This is a genomic window from Enterobacter sp. RHBSTW-00994 (assembly GCF_013782625.1).
In the GTDB taxonomy this organism is placed as follows: domain Bacteria; phylum Pseudomonadota; class Gammaproteobacteria; order Enterobacterales; family Enterobacteriaceae; genus Enterobacter.
Genome location: NZ_CP056199.1, coordinates 756,336 through 780,176, shown reverse-complemented (window position 1 = coordinate 780,176; position 23,841 = coordinate 756,336). Strand labels below are relative to the sequence as shown.

The 23,841-nt window shown below is 52.1% G+C and carries 17 protein-coding genes and 1 riboswitch; of the genes, 8 read left to right on the top strand and 9 right to left on the bottom strand.

All coding sequences use genetic code 11. From position 1 onward, the window contains the following. Nucleotides 1–523: 523 nt before the first annotated feature. From cra to leuO, 4 genes are all read right to left on the bottom strand, one after another. Complete coding sequence (gene cra, locus HV346_RS03690; RefSeq protein WP_013095565.1) at nt 524–1,528, bottom strand: catabolite repressor/activator; 1,005 nt, start codon at nt 1,526–1,528, stop codon at nt 524–526. 179 nt (nt 1,529–1,707) lie between these two features. Then, a complete protein-coding gene (gene ilvN, locus HV346_RS03685) occupies nt 1,708–2,199 on the bottom strand; it encodes an acetolactate synthase small subunit (RefSeq protein WP_181622242.1) in 492 nt (163 codons plus the stop codon). 1 nt (nt 2,200) lies between these two features. Continuing rightward, nucleotides 2,201–3,925, bottom strand: a complete 1,725-nt coding sequence (ilvI, locus tag HV346_RS03680; protein ID WP_181622241.1) for an acetolactate synthase 3 large subunit — start codon at nt 3,923–3,925, stop codon at nt 2,201–2,203. A 379-nt stretch (nt 3,926–4,304) separates the two neighbouring features. Beyond that, the gene (gene leuO / locus HV346_RS03675; RefSeq protein ID WP_181623688.1) at nt 4,305–5,249 is read right to left on the bottom strand and encodes a transcriptional regulator LeuO; all 945 of its coding nucleotides are present in this window, start codon (nt 5,247–5,249) and stop codon (nt 4,305–4,307) included. Nucleotides 5,250–6,055: 806 nt separating this feature from the next. Between leuO and leuA the strand changes: the two genes are divergently transcribed. The 4 genes from leuA to leuD are packed head-to-tail and all read left to right on the top strand — an operon-like array spanning nt 6,056 to nt 10,737. Beyond that, a complete protein-coding gene (leuA, locus tag HV346_RS03665) occupies nt 6,056–7,627 on the top strand; it encodes a 2-isopropylmalate synthase (protein ID WP_181622240.1) in 1,572 nt (523 codons plus the stop codon). Beyond that, nucleotides 7,627–8,718 carry a 3-isopropylmalate dehydrogenase gene (leuB, locus tag HV346_RS03660; RefSeq protein ID WP_181622239.1) on the top strand — a complete coding sequence of 364 codons (1,092 nt, stop codon included), beginning with the start codon at nt 7,627–7,629 and terminating at the stop codon, nt 8,716–8,718. Before leuA ends, leuB begins: the two co-directional genes overlap by 1 nt. A gap of 2 nt (nt 8,719–8,720) precedes the next feature. Beyond that, a complete protein-coding gene (gene leuC / locus HV346_RS03655; RefSeq protein ID WP_181622238.1) occupies nt 8,721–10,121 on the top strand; it encodes a 3-isopropylmalate dehydratase large subunit in 1,401 nt (466 codons plus the stop codon). A 10-nt stretch (nt 10,122–10,131) separates the two neighbouring features. Beyond that, entirely contained in the window at nt 10,132–10,737 is a 606-nt protein-coding gene (leuD, locus tag HV346_RS03650; RefSeq protein ID WP_181622237.1) for a 3-isopropylmalate dehydratase small subunit, read from the top strand. A 37-nt stretch (nt 10,738–10,774) separates the two neighbouring features. Here leuD and HV346_RS03645 read toward each other — a convergent pair whose 3' ends face one another. The 5 genes from HV346_RS03645 to sgrT all read right to left on the bottom strand — a co-directional run bounded on the left by HV346_RS03645 (nt 10,775) and on the right by sgrT (nt 18,662). Continuing rightward, nucleotides 10,775–11,668 (bottom strand): DUF4434 family protein, encoded by an 894-nt coding sequence (locus HV346_RS03645; RefSeq protein ID WP_181622236.1) that lies wholly within the window; start codon nt 11,666–11,668, stop codon nt 10,775–10,777. Continuing rightward, nucleotides 11,668–14,556 carry a tetratricopeptide repeat protein gene (locus HV346_RS03640; RefSeq protein WP_181622235.1) on the bottom strand — a complete coding sequence of 963 codons (2,889 nt, stop codon included), beginning with the start codon at nt 14,554–14,556 and terminating at the stop codon, nt 11,668–11,670. Before HV346_RS03640 ends, HV346_RS03645 begins: the two co-directional genes overlap by 1 nt. Further along, nucleotides 14,553–16,787: a cyclic di-3',5'-guanylate-activated glycosyltransferase NrfB gene (gene nrfB / locus HV346_RS03635; RefSeq protein ID WP_181622234.1), complete on the bottom strand. Its 2,235-nt coding sequence runs from the start codon at nt 16,785–16,787 to the stop codon at nt 14,553–14,555. Before nrfB ends, HV346_RS03640 begins: the two co-directional genes overlap by 4 nt. 420 nt (nt 16,788–17,207) lie before the next feature. Then, nucleotides 17,208–18,386 carry a sugar efflux transporter gene (locus HV346_RS03630; RefSeq protein ID WP_181622233.1) on the bottom strand — a complete coding sequence of 393 codons (1,179 nt, stop codon included), beginning with the start codon at nt 18,384–18,386 and terminating at the stop codon, nt 17,208–17,210. Nucleotides 18,387–18,509: 123 nt separating this feature from the next. Next, complete coding sequence (sgrT, locus tag HV346_RS03625; RefSeq protein WP_181622232.1) at nt 18,510–18,662, bottom strand: glucose uptake inhibitor SgrT; 153 nt, start codon at nt 18,660–18,662, stop codon at nt 18,510–18,512. 88 nt (nt 18,663–18,750) lie between these two features. Here sgrT and sgrR point away from each other — a divergent pair, with 88 nt between their 5' ends. The 4 genes from sgrR to thiQ all read left to right on the top strand — a co-directional run bounded on the left by sgrR (nt 18,751) and on the right by thiQ (nt 23,832). Then, nucleotides 18,751–20,406, top strand: a complete 1,656-nt coding sequence (sgrR, locus tag HV346_RS03620) for an HTH-type transcriptional regulator SgrR (RefSeq protein WP_181622231.1) — start codon at nt 18,751–18,753, stop codon at nt 20,404–20,406. 36 nt (nt 20,407–20,442) lie between these two features. Then, nucleotides 20,443–20,546, top strand: a riboswitch (TPP riboswitch). Nucleotides 20,547–20,577: 31 nt separating this feature from the next. Then, entirely contained in the window at nt 20,578–21,561 is a 984-nt protein-coding gene (gene thiB / locus HV346_RS03615; protein ID WP_181622230.1) for a thiamine ABC transporter substrate binding subunit, read from the top strand. Then, nucleotides 21,537–23,147 carry a thiamine/thiamine pyrophosphate ABC transporter permease ThiP gene (gene thiP / locus HV346_RS03610; protein WP_181622229.1) on the top strand — a complete coding sequence of 537 codons (1,611 nt, stop codon included), beginning with the start codon at nt 21,537–21,539 and terminating at the stop codon, nt 23,145–23,147. Before thiB ends, thiP begins: the two co-directional genes overlap by 25 nt. Beyond that, complete coding sequence (thiQ, locus tag HV346_RS03605; protein ID WP_181622228.1) at nt 23,131–23,832, top strand: thiamine ABC transporter ATP-binding protein ThiQ; 702 nt, start codon at nt 23,131–23,133, stop codon at nt 23,830–23,832. Before thiP ends, thiQ begins: the two co-directional genes overlap by 17 nt. Nucleotides 23,833–23,841 lie beyond the last annotated feature (9 nt).

The window sequence follows — 23,841 nt, the reverse complement described above, 5'->3', positions numbered from 1 at the left end:
AGCCAGGACTATCGCTATATCGGCCCGAAAGGCGTCTATTTAGGGATATAACCCGACCTGATTAATAACTGCACAACTGGCGAGGCAAAATTAACGTTATGAATATTTGTAAGAAAAAAACAGAATATGCACACTAGCGTTAAGGGCCACTCAATATCATCGCAGGGAAATATAAAGTGTCAGTTTGCGACGCGGGCGGCATTTTAAGACATATTGTCTGGTGATAACAGCGTCAGATTCATCATAACGGCACGTGGAACCGCAGCAGAGCAGCACAGGCTGGTCGGTGGACAGAAAAAACGGCTGATTATTCATCGGCCGGACAGTCTTTGTAACAAAACAATACAAAACAACGAATGAGAAAGGGCTAAATGCGCTTTTAAAGAATTTAAAAGCCCAAATCAATTAAGAAAAATAGCAGGCTATGATTCCTAAGGAATTATCCTAAATTTTATCCGGGAATTACGATTCTGAATTATTCCACAAAAAAAGGGGCAGTTTTCACTCCCCTTTCTCTATTTCATTAATGGCGACTCAGAATTCCGCGACGATAAAGATTACGTTTGATGCGGGTTAACCCCGGTTTAGGCTTACGCGGCTCATCAAGGCTTGCCAGAACAATTTCCAATACACGTTCTGCTACATCGCGATGGCGCTGGGCAACGGCAAGAACCGGACACTGGAGGAAGTCCAGCAGTTCATTATCACCGAAGGTTGCAATCGCCAGATCGGATGGCAATTTCCCGTCGCGGCGTAATGTCACATCCATAACCCCTTGCAGCAGCGCAAAAGAGGTCGTGAACAATGCCTGCGGCATAGGGTGCGTTTCCAGCCATTTTTCGAACAACTGCGCTGCGGCTTCGCGCTCGTAGCTATTGGCATAGAGATAGTGCACTTCACGTGGATCATCTTTCCAGGCGGTCCGGAATCCTTGCTCACGCAGGAAACTCACAGAAAGCTCCGGTAGGGCTCCCAAATAGAGCACCGTTTCTGCCGGAAACGTTCTCAACTCTGCCGCCAGCATTTCAGCATCATCCTGGTCTGCACCCACAACACTGGTGAAGTGCTCTCTGTCCAACGCTCGGTCCAGTGCAACGATGGGGAACGGATCATTTGCCCAGCGTTGATAAAACGGGTGTTCAGGCGGTAACGAGGTTGAAACGATGATCGCATCCACCTGCCGTTGAAGCAGATGTTCAATGCAACGCATCTCGTTATCTGGCTGATCTTCCGAACAGGCAATCAAAAGTTGATAACCGCGCTGGCGAGCCTGACGTTCGAGATAGTTAGCAATACGGGTGTAGCTGGTGTTTTCCAGATCGGGGATCACCAGGCCTATAGAGCGGGTTCGTCCGGCACGAAGGCCAGCAGCGACAGCATTCGGATGGTAGTTATGTTCACGCACCACTGCCATGACTTTCTCAACGGTCTTATCGCTGACACGGTATTGCTTTGCTTTACCGTTAATCACATAGCTTGCCGTAGTTCGTGACACGCCGGCTAGCCGGGCGATTTCATCCAGTTTCACAATTGCCCCTTAAAAAAAGAAAAGAGTCCATGGCCTTGTCAAGGTTATGGTTAAATCTTTTAACATGTAAACGCAGAATAGTCATCGCGGCAACCGCTTTTATCTGCATTGACTGCCCGTTACGCAAAAAAAAGCCCGGCTTTGGCGACCGGGCAGAAAGAGGCAAATTGTTTTGACATCTAACGCATGATTTTATCACCGCGGGAGAGCCCCACGATACCTGAGCGCGCAACCTCTACAATTTTCGCCACATCCCGGATGGATGCCAGGAATGCATCCAGCTTGTCGCTGGTTCCTGCGAGTTGCACAGTATATATAGAAGGCGTTACATCGATAATCTGCCCACGAAAAATATCCGTGTTCCGTTTGACTTCCTCACGTCCATACCCGCTAGCCTGAATCTTAACCAGCATGACTTCACGCTCGACATATGCGCCCTGCCCTAATTCGCTCACTCGCAGTACATCGACCAGTTTGTGCAACTGTTTTTCGATCTGCTCAAGCACTTTCGCATCGCCCACGGTCTGAATAGTCATGCGCGAAAGCGTCGGATCGTCCGTTGGGGCTACGGTCAGGCTTTCAATGTTGTAGCCGCGCTGTGCAAAAAGCCCAATGACACGTGACAACGCGCCTGACTCGTTTTCCAGTAATACAGATAATATCCGGCGCATATCAGGTTCTCTCCGTTTTGCTTAACCACATTTCGTCCATACCCCCTCCGCGAATGTGCATCGGATACACGTGCTCTGTACCGTCGACAATGACATCGACAAAAACGAGGCGGTTGTTCTTAACGTGCTCAAGTGCTTCACCGAGTTTTGCTTCCAGTTCAGTTGGGTCAGTCACACGCATGCCAACGTGGCCGTAAGCTTCAGCCAGGCGGACAAAATCGGGTAATGACGTCATATAAGACTGGGAATGGCGACCAGAGTAGATCATGTCCTGCCACTGCTTCACCATACCGAGATAGCCATTGTTCAGGTTCAACACCAGAACCGGAAGCTCATATTGCAGTGCCGTAGACAGTTCCTGGATATTCATCTGAATACTGCCATCACCCGTCACGCACACGACAGTTTCATTCGGTAAAGCCAGTTTTACGCCAAGTGCAGCAGGCAGGCCAAAACCCATAGTTCCCAGACCACCAGAATTGATCCAGTGACGAGGTTTATCAAACGGGTAATAAAGTGCAGCAAACATCTGATGCTGGCCCACATCGGACGTCACGTAGGCCTCGCCTTTGGTCAGACGCCAGATCGTTTCGATAACAGCCTGCGGTTTGATATTTTCGCTTTTCGTGTCGTATTTCAGACAATGACGCGCACGCCACTGTTCGATGTTCTGCCACCAGTCACGGATCTCATCCAGTGGCTGTGTGATCGTTTCTTGCCCCAACAGATCCAGCATTTGATCCAGCACCTGACGTGCATCACCAACAATCGGAACATCGGCTGGAACCGTTTTGGAAATCGATGTGGGATCAATATCGATATGCAACACCGTTGCGTTAGGACAGTATTTCGCCAGATTATTGGTGGTGCGATCGTCAAAACGTACCCCGACAGCAAAAATCACATCGGCGTTATGCATGGTCATATTGGCTTCATACGTCCCGTGCATCCCCAACATACCCAAAGCCTGACGATGTGTTGCCGGGAACGCCCCTAACCCCATCAGCGACGATGCAACAGGAAGATTGAGCTTTTCAACCAGCTCACGCAGTTGCGTTTCACAAGCTGAGTTAACCGCCCCACCGCCTACGTAGACAACCGGTTTTTTGGCCGCCAGGAGTGTTTGCAGCGCTCGCTTAATCTGCCCTTTATGTCCCTGGGTCGTCGGGTTATAAGAGCGCATGCTCACCGATTCTGGCCAGGCATAAGGCAGTTTGTTTGCCGGGTTCAGAATATCTTTTGGCAGATCGACAACCACCGGGCCAGGACGGCCGCTTGCCGCCAGCCAGAAAGCTTTCTTAAGCACACCGGGAATGTCTTCCGTTTGTTTGACCAGGAAACTGTGCTTTACGACAGGACGCGAGATCCCCACCATGTCGCACTCCTGAAAAGCATCATAGCCAATCAGCGAGGTAGCAACTTGGCCGGAGAGAATGACCAGTGGGATCGAATCCATATACGCAGTGGCAATACCGGTGATGGCATTGGTTGCCCCAGGGCCAGACGTAACCAGTACAACGCCTACTTCACCCGTTGCTCGCGCCAGCCCATCAGCCATATGCACAGCCGCCTGTTCGTGACGTACCAGAACATGGTCAATGCCACCTACCGTATGTAGCGCATCATAAATATCAAGTACCGCGCCTCCGGGATAGCCGAACACTTGCTTCACGCCCTGATCAATAAGCGATCGGACGACCATTTCCGCGCCAGACAACATCTCCATGCTTTGCCTCCAGGCTTTTTGTTATAGACGGATGGCAGAATTCATTTCCGTTCCGTCTTCTGATCGGGATGTCCCAATCTTATATTTTGCAGAGTGACAGTTACCTTAACCGCTCGTTATGAGGCAGGCAATTAGCAAACGGAGGGCAGCAAATGGCAATGAAAGCAGAAACAACACGCATTGCGACTGGATATGGTGAATTCATCTGGAATAAGTGAACACGATGACAATTCATCGGTTAAAAGAGAGCGGATTCAGGAATTCATCTATTTTTGCGAGGTTCACAGCAAGCAGAAAAAAATCATACAGGACAAAATAACATGGAAATAAAAAAATGCAGGATAAATCGCAAGTTCAGGGACGATTTATCCCGATAAGCTTATCGCCGACAAACGCTGATGAGTAACTCTTCCATCCATTGATGGCCTTTATCCCTTCCAGCCGCTTCATGCCAGGAAAGATAACAGGTTCGGCTATTTAGCTTTAAAGGCAGAGGAAGAACTTGCAGATTTAACTGAGGGGCGAATTCTTCAGCCAGCCAGCGCGGTGCAATAGCGACCAGTTGAGTTTGTGAGACAATATTTAATACGCTCACCATTGCCATTCCCTGATAAGCAACACTCGCTTGTTTATCGATAGTGTCATACCACGGTTGGCTAAATGAAGCATATCGGTCGAGAGCAACAACCGCATGCTGTTCGTTATACACATCGCTTTCCCGCAATGGTCCATTCATACGTGGATGTTTTTTACTGGCCACTAAAACCATTTCATCCTTAAACAGCGGTACACATGAAAACTCTGGACGCCGAAACTCCTCATAACCCAGGACAAATTCTGTCTCCTGATAACGAAGTTGGTGTTCAGTGTTTTGATTTAGCGACGATTTAAATACCAGATGAATATTTGGCGCAATTTCTTCAACTCGATTGTAAATAATCGACGTCAAATAATTATCCAGCGGACTGCACACACAAAGATTGAACGCACGCTCACTCACCAACGGTTCAAAACCAGACCCAGGAAGCTCATTTTGAACTAGCTGAAGCGCCTGCCGGATGGCTCCGAACAGTTGAAATGCGCGGGCCGTGGGCTGAATGCCTCGTCCATAACGCACAAATAACTCGTCATTAAACATTACCTTAAGCCGGGCGACAGCGTTACTCACCGCGGGTTGCGACATCCCAAGTGTCTGTGCCGCTCGCGTGATATTTTGTTCCTGCATCACCGCATCAAACACGGTTAAAAGATTGAGATCAACCGTGCGCAACTGAGGTTTAACGCCATCATACACTCGGGCCTGTTTAATATTATTTTCTGGCATTCCTGATTCCACTGTCACACTAAACTCCCTTTATCAATGAGCAGTAATAACTTCGAAAAATATGATTTACCATGCATATACAACCTACGAAAGCGAATTATTTAAAATTCGGAATATATAAAGCCGTAATCAACGAGAAAACGACAAGCGCTTTACTGACAAAGAAGAGAGTTCTAAACATATAAAAAGCAATATGCGCGAGATCAAATCATAAATGATGTAAATAAACAATCACCTGTCAGGTTAATGATGGTTTAAGTATTATTAAACTATTAAAGCCAAAGCACGCGCAGTAGTTAACATTCCATTATCATAACATCCCATTTTTGGGCCTCCACATCATTCATCATAGTTATAATTTAATGATACTTAAAAGATTTACGATCACAGGGAGTAAAAATCATATTATGTTTAATTGATACAAATTATATTTAAATCATTCCGAAGATGAATGCCATTTCCAAAATTAGACAATTAGAATGGTCATAAAAGAAAAAACCAGCACAATAAGCTAAAGTTAATGGGTGCATCACGTCGGGGAATTGATGTCATTTTACCCCAAGGGGTTGACATGAATCACCGTATCCAGTACCACTAGATACATATCGTATTTATCTGGAGCATGATTCATGACTCGCAACATTCGTTCACTCGGTCTACTACTACTAAACGCATCCACTGTGCGCGGTAGACTGGCGGGCGAAATTCAGCATTGAATCGTCTTCAGTAAACAAGAAACCCGCGCCATTGCGCGGGTTTTTTTATGCTCGTAGCAAGGCGACCTAAGACAGACAAGGACCTAACCCATGAGCCAGCAAGTCATTATTTTCGATACGACCTTACGTGACGGTGAACAGGCATTACAGGCAAGCCTGAGTGTGAAAGAAAAACTGCAAATTGCACTGGCCCTCGAACGCATGGGCGTCGACGTGATGGAAGTGGGCTTCCCTGTCTCTTCACCGGGTGATTTTGAGTCGGTTCAAACCATCGCACGTCATGTCAAAAACAGCCGTGTATGTGGCCTGGCCCGTTGTGTTGAGAAAGATATTGATGTCGCAGCCGAATCGCTGAAAGTCGCGGAGGCATTCCGTATTCATACCTTTATCGCCACCTCGCCGATGCACATTGCGACCAAGTTGCGCAGCACGCTGGATGAGGTTATCGAACGTGCAGTTTATATGGTTAAACGCGCCCGCAACTACACCGATGATGTTGAATTCTCTTGTGAAGATGCCGGCAGAACGCCAATTGAAGACCTGGCTCGTGTGGTTGAAGCGGCCATCAATGCCGGCGCGCGCACCATCAACATTCCGGACACCGTCGGCTACACCATGCCGTTCGAATTCGCCAACATCATCACCGGTCTGTATGACCGCGTTCCAAATATTGATAAAGCCATCATCTCCGTTCATACCCATGATGATTTGGGCCTGGCCGTCGGCAACGCCATTGCCGCCGTTCATGCCGGTGCACGCCAGGTTGAAGGCGCGATGAACGGTATCGGTGAGCGCGCAGGTAACTGTTCGCTGGAAGAAGTGATCATGGCCATCAAAGTGCGCCGGGACATCATGAACGTGCACACTCAGATTAATCACAACGAAATCTGGCGCACCAGCCAGACCGTCAGCCAGATTTGCAACATGCCGGTTCCGGCGAATAAAGCGATTGTCGGTATTGGTGCATTTGCGCACTCCTCAGGTATTCACCAGGACGGCGTCCTGAAAAACCGCGAAAACTACGAAATCATGACGCCAGAGTCCATTGGCCTGAACCAGGTGCAACTGAACCTGACGTCACGTTCCGGCCGCGCTGCGGTGAAACATCGCATGGAAGAGATGGGCTACAAAGAAAGCGACTACAACATGGATCACCTGTACGACGCTTTCCTGAAGCTGGCCGACAAGAAAGGCCAGGTCTTCGACTACGATCTGGAAGCGCTGGCATTCATAAACAAACAGCAGGAAGAACCTGAACACTTCCGTCTGGACTACTTCAGTGTGCAGTCTGGCTCCAGCGACATTGCCACCGCCTCCGTCAAACTGGCCTGTGGCGATGAAGTTAAAGCGGAAGCCGCTAACGGCAACGGCCCGGTTGATGCGATTTATCAGGCAATCAACCGCGTCACCAGCTATGACGTGGAACTGGTCAAATATGATCTGACTGCCAAAGGCCAGGGTAAAAACGCACTGGGTCAGGTGGATATCGTGGTCAATTACAACGGTCGCCGCTTCCATGGCGTCGGCCTGGCGACCGATATCGTTGAATCTTCTGCCAAAGCAATGGTGCATGTCCTGAACAACATCTGGCGCGCCGCCGAAGTCGAAAAAGAATTGCAACGCAAAGCTCAGAATAAAGAGAACAAAAAGGAAACCGTGTAATGTCGAAGAATTACCATATTGCTGTGTTACCGGGCGACGGTATTGGTCCGGAAGTGATGGCACAGGCGCTGAAAGTACTGGAAGCCGTTCGCACGCGTTTTGCGATGAAAATTAGCACCAGCCACCATGACGTGGGTGGGATCGCTATCGATAATCACGGGACGCCATTGCCAAAAGCAACCGTCGAAGGCTGTGAAAATGCCGATGCTGTCCTGTTTGGCTCCGTGGGTGGTCCGAAATGGGAGCATCTGCCCCCCGCTGAACAACCTGAGCGTGGCGCACTGCTGCCATTGCGTAAGCATTTCAAATTGTTCAGCAACCTGCGTCCAGCGAAGCTGTACCAGGGGCTGGAAGAGTTCTGCCCACTGCGTGCGGACATCGCCGCGAATGGCTTCGATATCCTGTGCGTGCGTGAGCTGACCGGGGGGATCTATTTTGGTCAGCCTAAAGGCCGTGAAGGCAGCGGTCAGCATGAGAAAGCTTTTGATACCGAGGTGTATCACCGTTTTGAAATCGAACGTATCGCCCATATCGCCTTTGAATCCGCGCGTAAACGCCGCCGTAAAGTGACGTCGATTGATAAAGCGAACGTTCTGCAGTCCTCTATTTTATGGCGTGAGATCGTCAGCGAAGTCGCAAAAGGGTATCCGGACGTCGAGCTGGCACACATGTATATCGACAACGCGACTATGCAGTTGATCAAAGATCCTTCTCAGTTCGATGTTCTGCTGTGCTCCAACCTGTTTGGCGACATCCTGTCGGATGAATGCGCGATGATCACCGGTTCCATGGGCATGCTGCCTTCCGCAAGCCTGAATGAAGAAGGGTTTGGTCTGTACGAACCTGCAGGCGGTTCCGCACCGGATATCGCAGGCAAAAACATCGCAAACCCGATTGCCCAGATCCTGTCCCTGGCCCTGCTGCTGCGCTACAGCCTGGATGCGAACGATGCCGCCACCGCCATCGAAAATGCCATCAACCGTGCGTTAGAAGAAGGTATCCGTACCGGGGATTTAGCCCGCGGCGCGGCAGCAGTCAGTACCGATGAAATGGGCGATATCATTGCCCGCTATGTCGCTGAAGGGGTGTAATCATGGCGAAGACGTTATACGAAAAATTGTTTGATGCGCACGTTGTGTATGAAGCGCCAAACGAAACCCCGTTGCTGTACATCGACCGTCATCTGGTCCACGAAGTGACCTCTCCACAAGCCTTTGACGGCCTGCGTGCGCACAAACGTCCGGTTCGTCAACCGGGAAAAACCTTCGCCACCATGGATCACAACGTCTCCACCCAGACCAAAGATATCAATGCGTCAGGTGAAATGGCGCGTATCCAGATGCAGGAGCTGATTAAGAACTGCAACGAGTTTGGCGTAGAGTTGTATGACCTGAATCACCCGTATCAAGGCATCGTCCACGTTATGGGGCCAGAGCAAGGTATCACGCTGCCGGGCATGACCATCGTCTGTGGTGACTCTCATACCGCCACACACGGTGCGTTTGGTGCACTGGCCTTTGGTATTGGCACATCTGAAGTTGAACACGTTCTGGCGACACAGACCCTGAAACAGGGCCGCGCCAAAACCATGAAAATTGAAGTGAAGGGCAAAGCCGCGCCAGGCATCACTGCAAAAGACATCGTACTGGCGATCATCGGTAAAACCGGCAGTGCAGGCGGTACAGGTCACGTCGTTGAATTTTGCGGCGAAGCCATCCAGGCGCTGAGCATGGAAGGCCGTATGACCCTGTGCAACATGGCCATTGAGATGGGTGCAAAAGCCGGGCTGGTTGCGCCAGACGAAACCACTTTCAACTATGTGAAAGGCCGCCTGCATGCGCCGAAAGGCAAGAATTTTGATGATGCGGTCAACTACTGGACAACGCTGAAAACTGACGACGGTGCAGCTTTTGATACCGTTGTGACCTTGCAGGCAGAAGAGATTGCGCCACAGGTCACCTGGGGAACAAACCCAGGTCAGGTCATTTCCGTCAACGACAACGTGCCTGATCCGGCCTCCTTCGCCGATCCAGTCGAACGTGCCAGCGCAGAAAAAGCGTTAGCCTACATGGGGCTGAAACCTGGTGTACCACTGACAGATGTCACCATTGATAAAGTCTTTATCGGATCCTGCACCAACTCCCGTATTGAAGATTTGCGTGCCGCAGCTGAGATCGCCAAAGGACGTAAAGTCGCGCCGGGCGTGCAAGCGCTGGTTGTACCGGGTTCTGGCCCGGTGAAAGCACAGGCGGAAGCAGAAGGTCTGGACAAAATCTTTATTGAAGCCGGTTTCGAATGGCGTTTGCCGGGTTGCTCCATGTGTCTGGCGATGAACAATGACCGTCTGAACCCAGGCGAACGTTGTGCCTCTACCAGCAACCGTAACTTTGAAGGCCGTCAGGGTCGTGGTGGACGTACCCACCTGGTCAGCCCGGCGATGGCCGCTGCTGCTGCCGTCACCGGCCATTTTGCCGATATTCGCAGCCTGAAATAAGGAGACAATCATGGCAGAGAAATTTACCCAACATACAGGCCTGGTTGTCCCACTGGATGCAGCCAACGTTGATACTGACGCGATCATTCCCAAGCAATTTTTGCAGAAAGTCACCCGCACGGGGTTTGGCGCGCATCTGTTTAATGACTGGCGTTTCCTCGATGATCAGGGGCAACAGCCTAACCCTGAATTTGTGCTGAACTTCCCGCAATTTAAGGGTGCGTCGATTTTACTGGCGCGGGAAAACTTTGGCTGTGGCTCATCGCGCGAGCATGCTCCGTGGGCACTGACAGACTACGGTTTCAAAGTGGTGATCGCGCCGAGTTTCGCCGATATCTTCTACGGCAACAGCTTCAACAACCAGTTGCTGCCTGTGACGCTGAGCGATGATCAGGTCGACGAATTGTTCAACCTGGTGCAGGCGAATCCGGGGATGTCGTTTGAAGTGGATCTGGAAGGGCAAGTCGTAAAAGCCGGGGATAATACCTACAGCTTTACGATTGATGCTTTCCGCCGCCATTGCATGATCAATGGCCTGGACAGCATTGGTTTAACCCTGCAACACGACGATGCGATTGCCGCTTACGAAAATAAACAGCCTGCGTTTATGGGCTAAAAAAAGGGCCTGCGTCATGCAGGCCCTTTTTTATCGGTTAGTCATGTTTCAGCATGTTCTCTGCGACAGGCAAGTAACGCAGTGAGAAGTACAACCGATCCTTACCGCAGGAAGATGATTGTCTCAGAGCTTTCGCGATGGCGTCCGCAGGCTGAGGCACAGCACTGAATGTCTTACCAGGACGAACGCTAAAGATTTCATAGACGATCCCACTGGCAGGCGTATCGCCCTGACAACCAGAACTCGCCGCCAGATAAAGATCCCGAACGGCATCACTCCGTGTCCCAACGCCCCGCCCATCCTGCACCCAGACGTTAATGCCACGGACATGGATCTCTGCCAGCATCTGGCTATAGCTCTCTGGCGTCATATTCCCGGCAAAGAAGCTACTGATATAGACCGGTTTATTCTCCACCGCAGTGAGCTGTTTACGGGTATTCTCCAGCCAGCTAAGCAGTAACTCGCGGGCATGTGTATTGCGCCAGTTATGGTCGTCAATTTCAGCACTGATGTACCAGCCATCAGGCTGAAACGCCATCTGATCGCGCCAGCGTTTCGCCTGAGCGATATCCGCCACACGCAGTCGACCCAGGTAGTGTTCCAGCGCGGCTGCGGGTTGTTTCTGACGGTCAAAAAACGCAGGGTCTGCGTTCAACCCGAGCACGACTTTCAGCCCGGCCGCACGTGCGTGCTCTGCACGCTGGCGTAACAGAAAACGACCATTTTCATCAGCAAAAGCATCGCCGTACTGCGTCCATTGCAGCACCAGCGTATCAAACCCCTGCTGGCGCAACGTCTGCATCAGAGACGTCCACTGGACCTCTGTTACGCTGTTATCTCTCAGCTGTGGCTGCCAAAACACCCCTTTCATCGCACAGGCCAGAGGACTTACCAACAGCAGAAGCAGCACAATTTGACATCGTTTAAACATTACCAATGAACTCCCACGGTGAGGAAAGCGTTATTACGTTCCCCAACATTCTGGTTAATCGATTTAAAGGTGTGCTGGTATTCCAGTCCAAGACTGACTTTATGCGGCCAGGCGTCGTAATGTGTCTGCCCGGTCCAGATGTTCCAGCGAACACCAACACCACCTAACTGACTTCCCACCGTATAGTCATCACGATAACCGTTGAGCTGAACATGCGCATAGGGCTCAACCGTCTGCCCTTGCGCAACTTTCTGATGCCAGCTGGTACGGTAATCCACCGTCCAGGCCTGCGTATCCTGGCGAACGTACTGTGCGCCATCAAGATAGAGGTTCTGCGCAAACCAGCCTGGTCCGTTCGGATGCCACTCGTCGCTGTATCGCCCGTTGTTAAAGAACGACGCGCTTACGCGTAGCATCGCATCGGCCTCACCGTGGTGGTGATCAAGGGGAACTTGCTGTTCTGCGGCAAAAAACAGCGTGTAATCGTGCAACGGTTTCCAGCGGATCCCCGTTCCCAGCATCGGCTGTTTGACGGGCAGCACCACATTGCTTCCACTGGTATCGGCAAACAGACGGCTATACACCGACAACATATCGCCTTCCAGCAACATATTACGGCCAATACGATACTCAGCCTCCATCTGGCCATAGCTACGGTAGCTTTTACCCATAGCAACGTTCCCCGGTATCGTACTCGCGGAGTTCATTGCACCGGAACGCAGACCTATTGTGGAATCAAAACTGAAGCTCCAACGGCGGGCAATGTCCTCATGCAGGCGGCGAACGTTAAACCTCTCCTGGTTTTGCGCCGGCGTCAGCGGGCTGATCTGCGCATTGGCATCAATATCATCGACCACCACACGGGCATACTGTTGGGTCTGCGGAATATCGGCCAGACGCTCATTCACATACATCAGTTGACGCACCAGTTGCGGATCATCAGGCGTGGACTTGAGCGCAGTTTCGAGCATATCCCGCGACGAAGCATAGTCGCCGTTGCTCCACAGGGCATAGCCAAGCGCCGCCTGCGCGTCGCTGTTAGCGGGTTCGATCGACAAAGCCTGCCGCAAATCGTCAACAGCCGTTTGCGTTTTACCCTGCTCGCGATACAGCGCGGCTCTGGCAAGCAGCGCCTTCACCGTTGGCTGGATCGCAATCGCATGGCTAAGATCGCTGATGGCGTTTTCAGGCTGCGAAGGCAGGAAACGCTGGGCATGTAACCACCACCAGGCCTCGGTATTGTCGAGTCCACGGCGCTGGGCTTCATCAAGCCATTTGTCGCGGTTTGCCGTATCCCCTGCCGCATGGGCCGTGGTGGCTGCCGCCATCACATCTTCATTCTTCATGTCCGCCAGACTCAGCGCTTTCCAGGCACGCATGGCGACAGGATAGTCCTCAACAGCGTAGGCCTGATAAGCCACGGCGCGATGCTGCCAGGCATCTGGCTGACGTTTTTCCGCCTGCTGGAGCGCGTGCAGCGCCATACCAGGATTGTCGTGCTGGTAGCACCCGGCAAGGCTGCGCCATGTCGCAGCATTATAATTAGCCGACATATCCCCAAACAGCCGACGTGTCGTCTCGCAATCCTGATTAACCCCAGGTAACTGACTTTGTGCCTGGCGCAAAGATGCCGTAGCCAGCGGCGCGGACAGCCGCGCACGCTGCGCGGCTGTCATCAGCTCAGGATAGGTCTGCAGTAATCCCGCCAGACGTTCGATCAGCTGTCCAGCTGCATGAGATTGTCCACCAAAAGGATAACGCTGAAGCAAAAGTACCGCCGCATCACGGGACTGGTTGGCCTGCATCAGCAGCCATGTCAGTTGATCAAGTTGCTTAAGATTACCGGGATCGCGCTGGTACATCTGGCGTGCTAAGCGAATACTTTCCGCCGTATCCTGGTTCGAGGTACTCAGAGCAAATCGCTCTTCCAGCATGTCATTGGCCGGAAACTGTGGGGAATACTGGCGAAGCAGTTGATACGGATCGTTTCCGAAGCGGGAAATCAGGTACAGCCAGCGTTTTTCCTGGGCGGCATCCTGGAAGTGAGGCTTATTCTCCCTGAGGTAACGCTGCAACGCCGCGCGATCACCCCGCGTGGCCAGCGTACCGGCATAATCCAGTTGATGCTGGGCATCGCTAAACACACCTTGCGATTGCAGAGCCAACAGGCGATCGTCAAGTTTCCCGGCGAGCAGTACGTCAAACCACTGTTTTTTCTCGGCATCACTCAACCGGTTTTGCTGCTGTTTACGGGTAAAAATGTCATCAGCCGCTGGCCAGACTTTGAGGTAAATCGCCCGCTGTATAATCGCGTCTTCCAGCTCACGTCCTTCGCCAGAAGCGGCAAAAGCGGTATCGTTCAACTGCGCTCTGGCAACTGCCAGCTGTTCCAGCTTCAATGCATTTTGGCCCGTCTCAGCCCGACAACGCGCAGTAGGTGCGGCATCACAGCTTTTTTGCTGTGCAAGCAGTTGCTCAATCGTCGTCACCGGGGTGGTAATAACCGGGATCTCTTCCAGCCGCTGCACCAGGCGTTTATCGCCTGGATAGCGTTTCAGTTGCGCTGTCAGCACCTGACGGGCTTGCTCATCATGCCCGAAATGGCGATAGGCATCAGCCAGGTACAGCGTCAATGGCACATTGTCAGGAAGTTGCTGATGGATGTAGCGGAACTCTTTGAGCGCAGTCTGTTCATCCTGACTCTTTTGCGCTCGTACTGCCTTTTCCAGATGCGGATAAATCACAAAGTGTCGATAATCACTCAGCCCCAGTGCGGTGGCTGAAGTCTCTGTGATCTGGCTTTCCGCCAGCACCGGGCTACTGAGCAGTGCAGCAACCAGTACCGTTAATAATCGCGGTGCAATGCGGATTTCATGTTCCCTGTTCATGCCTGTTCCTGCTCCAGTTCATCCAGTTGCGACTCATTAATTCCGGCGCGTAACAACAGCTCGCGCATGGATACCTGAAGTTCTTTTTGTAATTCAAGAACATGATCAAGCATCTCTTGCGTAATGACGCCTTCTGACACCAGGAATTCCCCCAGTGGCATATCGCTTCGCTCATGACGCAACAACAGCACCGACATTGCGGAGTGGTTGATATGTCCGAGCGTCGTCAACACTTCAGCGAAGAGCAGTTGTCGAGGAACGAAGTATTGCCAGATGTCATCAGCCTGTGATGGTGTGAGCCAGCCTTTTGTCACCGCTGAGCGGAGCATCTCCCGGTCATCCCGATTGCGATAACGTGCATACCAGTAGCGCAAGCCAGTAACCACCTGACCACGTGGCACAATGACATAATTCACCTGATGCCCAACTTTACGCTCCAGCGCCGCCAGCGATACCGGGTCGATCCCATCCTCACTGGCAACCGTCAGCAGATTACCGTCAACGCGCAGGGGTAATACGGCATATCGCAAGGCAACCGAAGCAGGGATCATAGCGATGAGCGACTTATCAATCTCCCACGCATCAATGGATTCGGTTTTAACACCATTTTGCTCCGCCAGCGCGGCAGCAAGCTGTTCCGCCGTAATCATTCCCTGCATCAACAGCGATCCGCCCAGACGTAAACCCAAAATACGGTTTGTCAGCGCATCTTCGAGCTGTTCTTCGGTAATCACCTTCTGCTCAATCAGAATTTGCCCTAATGGACGCAGTGCGCGGTTTTCGCCCGTCACGCTTGGGAAATCATGGGTGGTTTTATCCCATGCCACGCGGCGCGGATCCCCATGCTGAATCACCTGGCGCAGGGCACGCCAGTTGGCCATGAAGTTGATCAGGTTGCCCCAGAACAAACGCAACACGGACAGCAAACCTTGCGTAAGGCCATAATAGGCTGTCACAAAAATCACGCGCTGGAGAATTCGGTTAGCCATGAGACCGAAGTTAATCCAGAGCAGCGTCACTAACCAGGGCCCACCCGTGAAAATAGAGAGGAACTGCCAGGCATCTGGCCACAACCGCTGGTAAATCAGCAGCATCACCAGCTGGATCATAATGATCATGGCAAAGAAGCTCAGGAAGTTACTGATCGCTCCTTTCCGATCTCGCCACAGGAAGTAGTTAAGCGTAGGGCTATCAGCCCAGCGGTGGGTTTTAAATCCCTGGAAAACGATGCCGATGATCCAGCGTGATTTCTGGCGCATGGCGGTCGTAAAGGTATCCGGAAAATATTCCCGCACACAAATCACGGACGACCAACGGACGTTCTGTAAAAACCGGCGTGGACGTTTGGCTTCCTGAGAAGGGTCCACCACCGGGAAACGTACAAAGATTTCCGTCATCCCTTTGGCCTTCAGACGGAAGCCAATGTCGTAATCTTCGGTAAGACTCTGTACATCAAAAGCAATACCATCACCATCAGCCAGCAGTGCCATTACCGCACGACGGCTAAAACATGTCCCTACACCTGCACTGGGAACTTGACCAGCGATGGCCTCACGCACCGGTACATCTTTACCGTGGAGTTCGGCGAATTCATCGATATAGGACATGCTGGTAAAATGCGTCCAGCTACGTTCAAACGGATAGACAGGGATTTGGATAAGATCTTTTCTGTCGACCAGATAGTTAAACAAACGCAGCTCCATCGGCGAAATAACATCTTCCGCATCATGCAAAATAAAGCCGGCAAAGGTGAAATTCGCGCTGCGTTCAAACTGGGTAATGGCGTCGAGAATATTATTCAGGCAATCCGCTTTACTGGTGGGGCCAGGCCGGGCACACACGACTTTGTGCACATTCGGAAAACGGGCGCAGACTTCATCCACATCTCGCTGAGTATCTGGATCGTTTGGATAAGTACCCACGAAGATATGGTAATTCTCGTAGTCCAGCGTCATTGCCGCCAGTTCAGCCATATTGCCAATCACACCGGTTTCATTCCATGCTGGAACCATAATCGCCAGCGGTTTTTCATCGGGCTTATACAGCTCGCGATAATCCATGCGCGGGTGGCGACGATATACCGTTAATAGCCTGAAAAGGCGACGACACCAGTAGACAATATCGATGAATAAATCATCTAAGCCACTGATTAACATCATTATGGCAAGCGTAATTGCAACAAATTTAAGACCATAAAGATAGGCGGAAAAAATATCCACGAACGAATTCATCGTGTTTACCGATTATAATTTGTTAATGAGTGGCAAAATAGCAACATAAATGAAGGCTAAACTGCGGTTTTTTAAAGAAATTCATAGGCAGCAGAGATGACTTTTCACTGGCATATCCATCGCCGTCTGGGGTGTGTCCGTAGACCATAATAGCGTACTCTTGCAGGTGCGCCAGCAACAGTTTTCACCGTCAGTCCGTTGAACAGTAAGGTAAAAATATCAATAATGGGGCGATATTTTACATCACAAAAATAGTATTTTATTGATCTCAGAAGTGCAACAAGCGATTAATTAAAGCGGCTCAATTCTGTGTGCCATACACACTTAGGCTGTTTCTCATGTATCTATTTCATAACACCTGAGAAAATGACGGAAACAATATGCTTCCGTCAGCCAGGCTATATTCAAAAAACGTGTCTATCACACATCTTTGACACGGCAGGTCAGCAGCAGTGTGACAACGGATATCACCGCAATCACCCAATACACCGCCGAATGACCGTAGCTTTGGGACAATGCTCCCTGAATAACCCCCGCCAGAATAACGCCCGTTGAGATGCTGTTGGTAAAGAGCGTGGTTGCAGAACCCGCTCTTCCGGGCATCAGATCCTGGAACCAGAGCATGCCGATCCCGGCGACGATACCAATGAAGACCGCATTGAACAGTTGCAGCACCAGTAACGCCTCACGTGAGTGGAAGAAAATTAACCCGAGATAGAACACTACACCTGCGGCGACGGCAATCACCATCATCGGGCGTTTTCCAAAACGTTTGACGTAGTAACCCGCCAGAATCATCGCCGGGATCTCAAGCCCGGCAGCCGTTCCCATCAATATCCCAGCAAGTTTGTCCGGAAGCCCCAGATCGCTGCTGATCCACAGCGGCATATCAATGATGTACATGGTGTTGCAAGTCCACATCAGCGTAGAGGCGATAAACAACATGCGAACGTTTTTATCTTTCCAGCCGCTCACCTGAGTTATCGGCTTATCTGCTGTCTGTTCCACCCGCGCCACCGAGGGTAACACGAAGGCAATCAGCGCCAGACTGATGGCAAAAATCCCCGCCGCAATGGAGAACATCATGGTGAAGCCATAATTCAACGCCAGCATAAACGCCAGCGGCGGGCCAATAACCCATGCCAGTGAGAGTTGCGCACGCATTACCGAACTGAACATCACCACTTCACGCGCAGAATTATCGGCGTATTCACGGGCCAGCGCGAAAAGCTGCGGCATTGCGGTATTCGCCAACGAGGCGAGCAACACGCCGCAGGTAAGAAGCGTCAGGTAATGGCGGTTGAAAGCAAACAGCAACGCATTTCCTACCGCCATCGCGCAGCAAAACAGAATCAGCTTACGGCGATCCCCACGGCTATCCGATCGTTTCGCCAGCCCAAGGCTGACCAGGATCCCGGCAATCGCGTTGATGGTGTAAAACAGGCCAACCCAGAAAGGTTGCGCACCGACTTCACGGCTGAGGAACAGGCTGAGCGTCGGAGCCTGTAATGCCCCAGCCACGCCCATCATAAAGGCCACCAGCATAAAAGCGGCATAGACGCCGTTCAGGCGTCGCCCCATTGTCATCAACCAGAGCATGCGCAAATCCTTATGAAGAAAGCGATTCAAAAGTGGGTGGAATAATAAACGAAAAAAGCCAGCAAAAACATTTTGCTGGCGGGTGATTAGCACCAATACTCAGTCACACATGATCGAGGCGAGTTAGCGAGAAGAGGTCGGTTTCGTAACATCCCACTGCATCAGATCCTCCAACATTTTCAGCCGCTGTTCTGCGCACCGGCGGGCCAGCCAGGACACTCCCTTTGTCGCTGAAAAATACTGCTGATAAAACTGACGTGCGGTAGACCTCTTCATAATTTACCTCCTCGCTTCATCGGGAAGAATTATTGGCTTAATATAGGGATTAATAAATTGCTGATTTTTTGTCAGGAGTTCCCCTTTTATGCCGTCCGGTCGTCTGCAACAACAATTTATCCGCCTTTGGCAGTGCTGTGAGGGGCAATCACAGGACACCACGCTAAACGAGCTGGCCGAACTGCTGAACTGTTCCCGCCGACATATGCGTACATTGCTCAACACCATGCAGCAGCAGGGCTGGCTGAACTGGGAAGCCGAAGCGGGGCGCGGCAAACGCTCGCATCTGACCTTCCTCTATACCGGGCTGGCGCTTCAGCAACAACGAGCAGAGGATCTGCTGGAGCAGGACAGAATCGATCAACTGGTGCAACTGGTTGGCGACAAGGCGGCTGTACGCCAGATGCTGGTGTCTCATCTTGGCCGCAGCTTTCGCCAGGGACGCCACATCCTGCGGGTGCTCTACTACCGTCCGATGAAAAATCTGTTGCCTGGTACGGCATTACGCCGCTCTGAAACGCACATGGCTCGCCAGATCTTCAGCGGGCTGACGCGCATAAATGAGGAAAACGGGGAACTGGAAGCGGATATTGCGCACCACTGGCAACAACTTACCCCACTCCACTGGCGCTTTTTTCTTCGTCCAGGCATCCATTTCCACCATGGCCGTGAACTGGAAATGAGCGATGTCATTGCCTCGCTTGAGCGTGCCCGCAAACTGCCGCTTTATTCCCACATTTTACATATTCACTCACCTACAGCCTGGACGCTGGATATTGAGTTATCCCAACCCGATAAATGGCTGCCCTGGCTGCTTGGCTATGTGCCATCCATGATCTTGCCGGCCGAATGGGGGTCTCTGAATAATTTCGCCAGCCTGCCGATTGGCACAGGGCCATACTCGGTATCACGCAACAATAATAACCAGTTGAAGATCCGGGCGTTCGATGACTATTTTGGCTACCGGGCGCTGATCGACGAAGTGAACGTCTGGGTGCTACCGGACATCAGCGAAGAACTCAGCGTTGGTCTGACAATAGAAGGCCCCACAACAGGGGAAAAAGCCGTAGAGAGCCGCCTTGAAGAGGGCTGCTACTATCTGCTGTTTGATGCCCGGACCCATCGCGGTGCAAACGTGGATGTTCGCCGATGGGTGAGCCACATTCTGGCTCCTGCAAACCTGATTTACCATGCCGAAGAGCAGTACCAGACTTACTGGTTCCCGGCCTATGGATTACTTCCCCGCTGGCATCATGCTCGCCCGATTAGCAGTGAAAAACCCGCTGGGCTGGAATCCATCACCCTCAGTTACTACCGCGAGCACGTCGAGCACCGCTTCATAGCCAGAATCATGAGCAAACTGCTGGCGGCTGAAGGCGTCAAGCTGGAGATCCAGGAAGTCGACTATGATGAATGGCATCGCGGTGACATCATCAGCGATATCTGGCTGAACAGCGCCAACTTCACCCTGCCGCTTGATTTCTCGCTGTTTTCGCATCTGTATGAAGTTCCGCTGATCCAGCACTGCATCGATCGCGACTGGCAGCAGGATGCCGCGCAGTGGCGCGCAGGCGAGATGAATCTGGCGTCCTGGTGTCAGCAGTTACTTGCCGGACAGGCAATTGTGCCACTCATTCACCACTGGCTGATGATCCAGGGCCAGCGAAGTATGCGTGGTTTGCGCATGAACACCCTGGGCTGGTTTGACTTCAAATCGGCCTGGTTTGCGCCACCAGAACCATAATACTTTCGTAATTTTCACCAAATCATTACAATACCGCCGTTCTCAACGGGGTGCTGCATCACTGCTGATGTGCGCTGAGATAATACCCGTCGAACCTGATCCGGATAACGCCGGCGAAGGGATTTGAGGCTGTCGCTCAAAATCCTTTGCCACTCAACTCTGAGGTGCAAAGTGTTAAAAAAAGTTCTTCCCCTGCTGGTGCTTTTCGCACTGCCTGCTGTCGCAAAACCCGTCCTGACGGTCTACACCTATGACTCTTTCTCTGCCGACTGGGGTCCTGGCCCGGTGGTCAAAAAAGCCTTCGAAGCGGACTGCAACTGCGAGCTGAAGTTCGTGGCGCTGGAAGATGGTGTCTCCTTGCTCAACCGTCTGCGGATGGAAGGAAAAAACAGCAAAGCCGATGTCGTCCTCGGCCTGGATAACAACCTGCTTGATGCCGCCTCACAAACCAAACTGTTTGCCAAAAGCGGCGTAGCAACCGATGCCGTCAGCGTTCCTGGCGGCTGGAAAAACGATACCTTCGTGCCTTTCGACTATGGCTATTTTGCGTTTGTGTATGACAAAAACAAACTGAAAAACCCACCGAAAAGCCTGAAAGAGCTGGTTGAAAGCGATCAAAAATGGCGCGTGATTTATGAAGATCCGCGTACCAGCACACCGGGGCTTGGTCTGCTGCTGTGGATGCAAAAAGTGTATGGCGATAAAGCACCGGAAGCCTGGCAGAAGCTGGCGGCCAAAACCGTCACCGTCACGAAAGGCTGGAGCGAAGCCTATGGTTTGTTCCTGAAAGGAGAAAGTGACCTGGTGCTGAGCTACACCACCTCCCCGGCCTATCACATTATTGCTGAGAAGAAAGACCACTACGCTGCCGCCAATTTTGCTGAAGGACACTACCTGCAGGTAGAAGTCGCTGCGCGTACCACCGCCAGCAAACAGCCTGAACTGGCCGAAAAGTTCCTGAAGTTTATGGTTTCTCCTGCGTTCCAGAATGCGATCCCAACGGGCAACTGGATGTATCCGGTGACCAATGTGACGCTGCCTGCCGGTTTTGATCAACTGACCAAACCGCAAACCTCACTGGAATTTACACCGCAGCAGGTTGCTGCGCAGCGTGCTGCATGGGTAAGTGAATGGCAACGCGCCGTCAGCCGTTAATCCCCGGCTGGTTAGTCCCTGGGCTGCTCGCCGCCATCCTGATGGTGGCGGTCAGCCTGGGTGCATTCCTTGCGTTGTGGTTAAACGCGCCAGAGCGCGATCTTGTCTCCCTCTGGCATGATAGCTATCTCTGGCATGTCATCCGTTTTTCCTTCTGGCAGGCTTTTCTCTCCGCATTGCTGTCCGTCGTTCCGGCGATCTTTCTGGCTCGCGCGCTCTACCGACGACATTTTCCTGGCCGACAGGCATTGTTGCGTCTGTGTGCCATGACGTTGATCCTTCCTGTGCTCGTCGCGGTGTTCGGTATTTTGAGTGTTTACGGGCGTCAGGGCTGGCTGGCCTCACTGTTCAGCCTTCTCGGACTGGAGTGGACCTTTTCGCCCTACGGTCTGAAAGGCATCCTGCTGGCACACATCTTTTTCAATATGCCGATGGCAACACGGCTCTTTTTGCAGGCGCTGGAAAATATCCCCGGTGAACAGCGCCAGCTCGCAGCACAGCTCGGAATGCGCGGCTGGCCGTTCTTTCGTTTTGTCGAATGGCCCTGGCTGCGGCGACAAATCCCCCCCGTCGCTGCACTTATTTTTATGCTCTGCTTTGCCAGTTTTGCGACAGTCCTCTCGCTCGGCGGCGGCCCCCAGGCAACCACCATTGAGCTGGCAATCTATCAGGCACTGAGCTACGACTACGATCCAGGACGGGCCGCATTGCTGGCCATGGTGCAAATGGTCTGTTGTCTGGGGCTGGTGCTACTGAGCCAGCGCTTAAGTAAAGCGATTCCTCCGGGCAGTAATCAAATAGCAGGCTGGCGCGATCCGCAGGATTGTCTGTACAGCCGCATTACCGATACCGCCTTGATTACGCTGGCATTATTGCTCCTGCTGCCGCCACTGATGGCGGTTGTTGCCGATGGTCTGAACCTGAACATGTTGTCCGTATTATGGCAACCTGTGCTCTGGCAAGCCCTGTGGACCTCTCTGCGCATTGCGCTGGCTGCCGGGGTGTTATGCGTAATACTGACCATGATGCTGTTATGGAGCAGCCGTGAGCTTTACGCCCGCCAGGCCAGCAAGGCCGGGCAGGCGCTTGAGTTGACGGGCATGTTGATTCTGGCGATGCCCGGTATTGTGCTGGCGACAGGCTTCTTTTTACTGTTCAACACCACCATTGGGCTGCCGGAAAGGGCTGATGGTATTGTGATTTTCACCAATGCGCTAATGGCTATCCCCTACGCGCTTAAAGTGCTGGAAAACCCCATGCGCGATGTGAACAGTCGTTACAGCGTGCTGTGCCAATCGCTGGGGATGCGCGGCTGGCGACGGTTAAAAGTCGTGGAACTGCGCGCGTTAAAACGCCCGCTGGCTCAGGCTCTGGCATTTGCCAGCGTCTTGTCGATTGGTGATTTTGGCGTGGTTGCGCTTTTTGGTAACGACGATTTCCGCACGTTACCCTTCTGGCTCTATCAGCAAATTGGCTCTTACCGCAGCCAGGATGGCGCCGTAACGGCATTGCTGCTGCTCTTACTGTGCTTCGCCTTATTTACCGTTATCGAAAAACTTCCGGGGCGTGATGTTAAAACTGATTGATGTGACCTGGCTTTACCAGCATCTGCCGATGCGTTTTACGCTGTCCGTTCAGCAGGGTGAAATGATTGCTGTCCTCGGCCCGAGTGGTGCGGGGAAAAGCACCTTGCTGAACCTGATAGCCGGTTTCCTCCCGCCTGCCAGCGGCACAATTATGATTGAAGGCCGGGAACATACTCGCACGCCGCCCGCCAGGCGTCCGGTATCAATGCTGTTTCAGGAAAACAACCTGTTTACCCACCTGACAGTCCGGCAAAACATCGCGCTGGGAATGGATCCAGGGCTGAAACTCAACGCCGCGCAACAGCAGAAACTGGATATCATCGCAGCGCAAATGGGGATCACCGCATTTATTGACCGTCTGCCTGGCGCGCTTTCAGGCGGACAACGTCAGCGCGTGGCACTGGCACGATGTCTGGTTCGCGAGCAGCCAGTATTACTGCTCGACGAGCCATTTTCCGCTCTCGATCCTGCTCTGCGCCAGGAGATGCTTTCTCTGGTGAAAGAGGTCTGCCAGCGCCAGCAACTCACCATGCTGATGGTTTCCCACAGCATTGAAGATGCCGCCCGGATTGCGCCTCGTTCGGTAGTCATTGCGGATGGACGTATTGCCTGGGATGGTGAGACGGAGGCACTGCTAAGCGGCACCGCGGATGCATCTTCCCTGTTGGGGATCCGCGCGAACTGATGCCCTCAA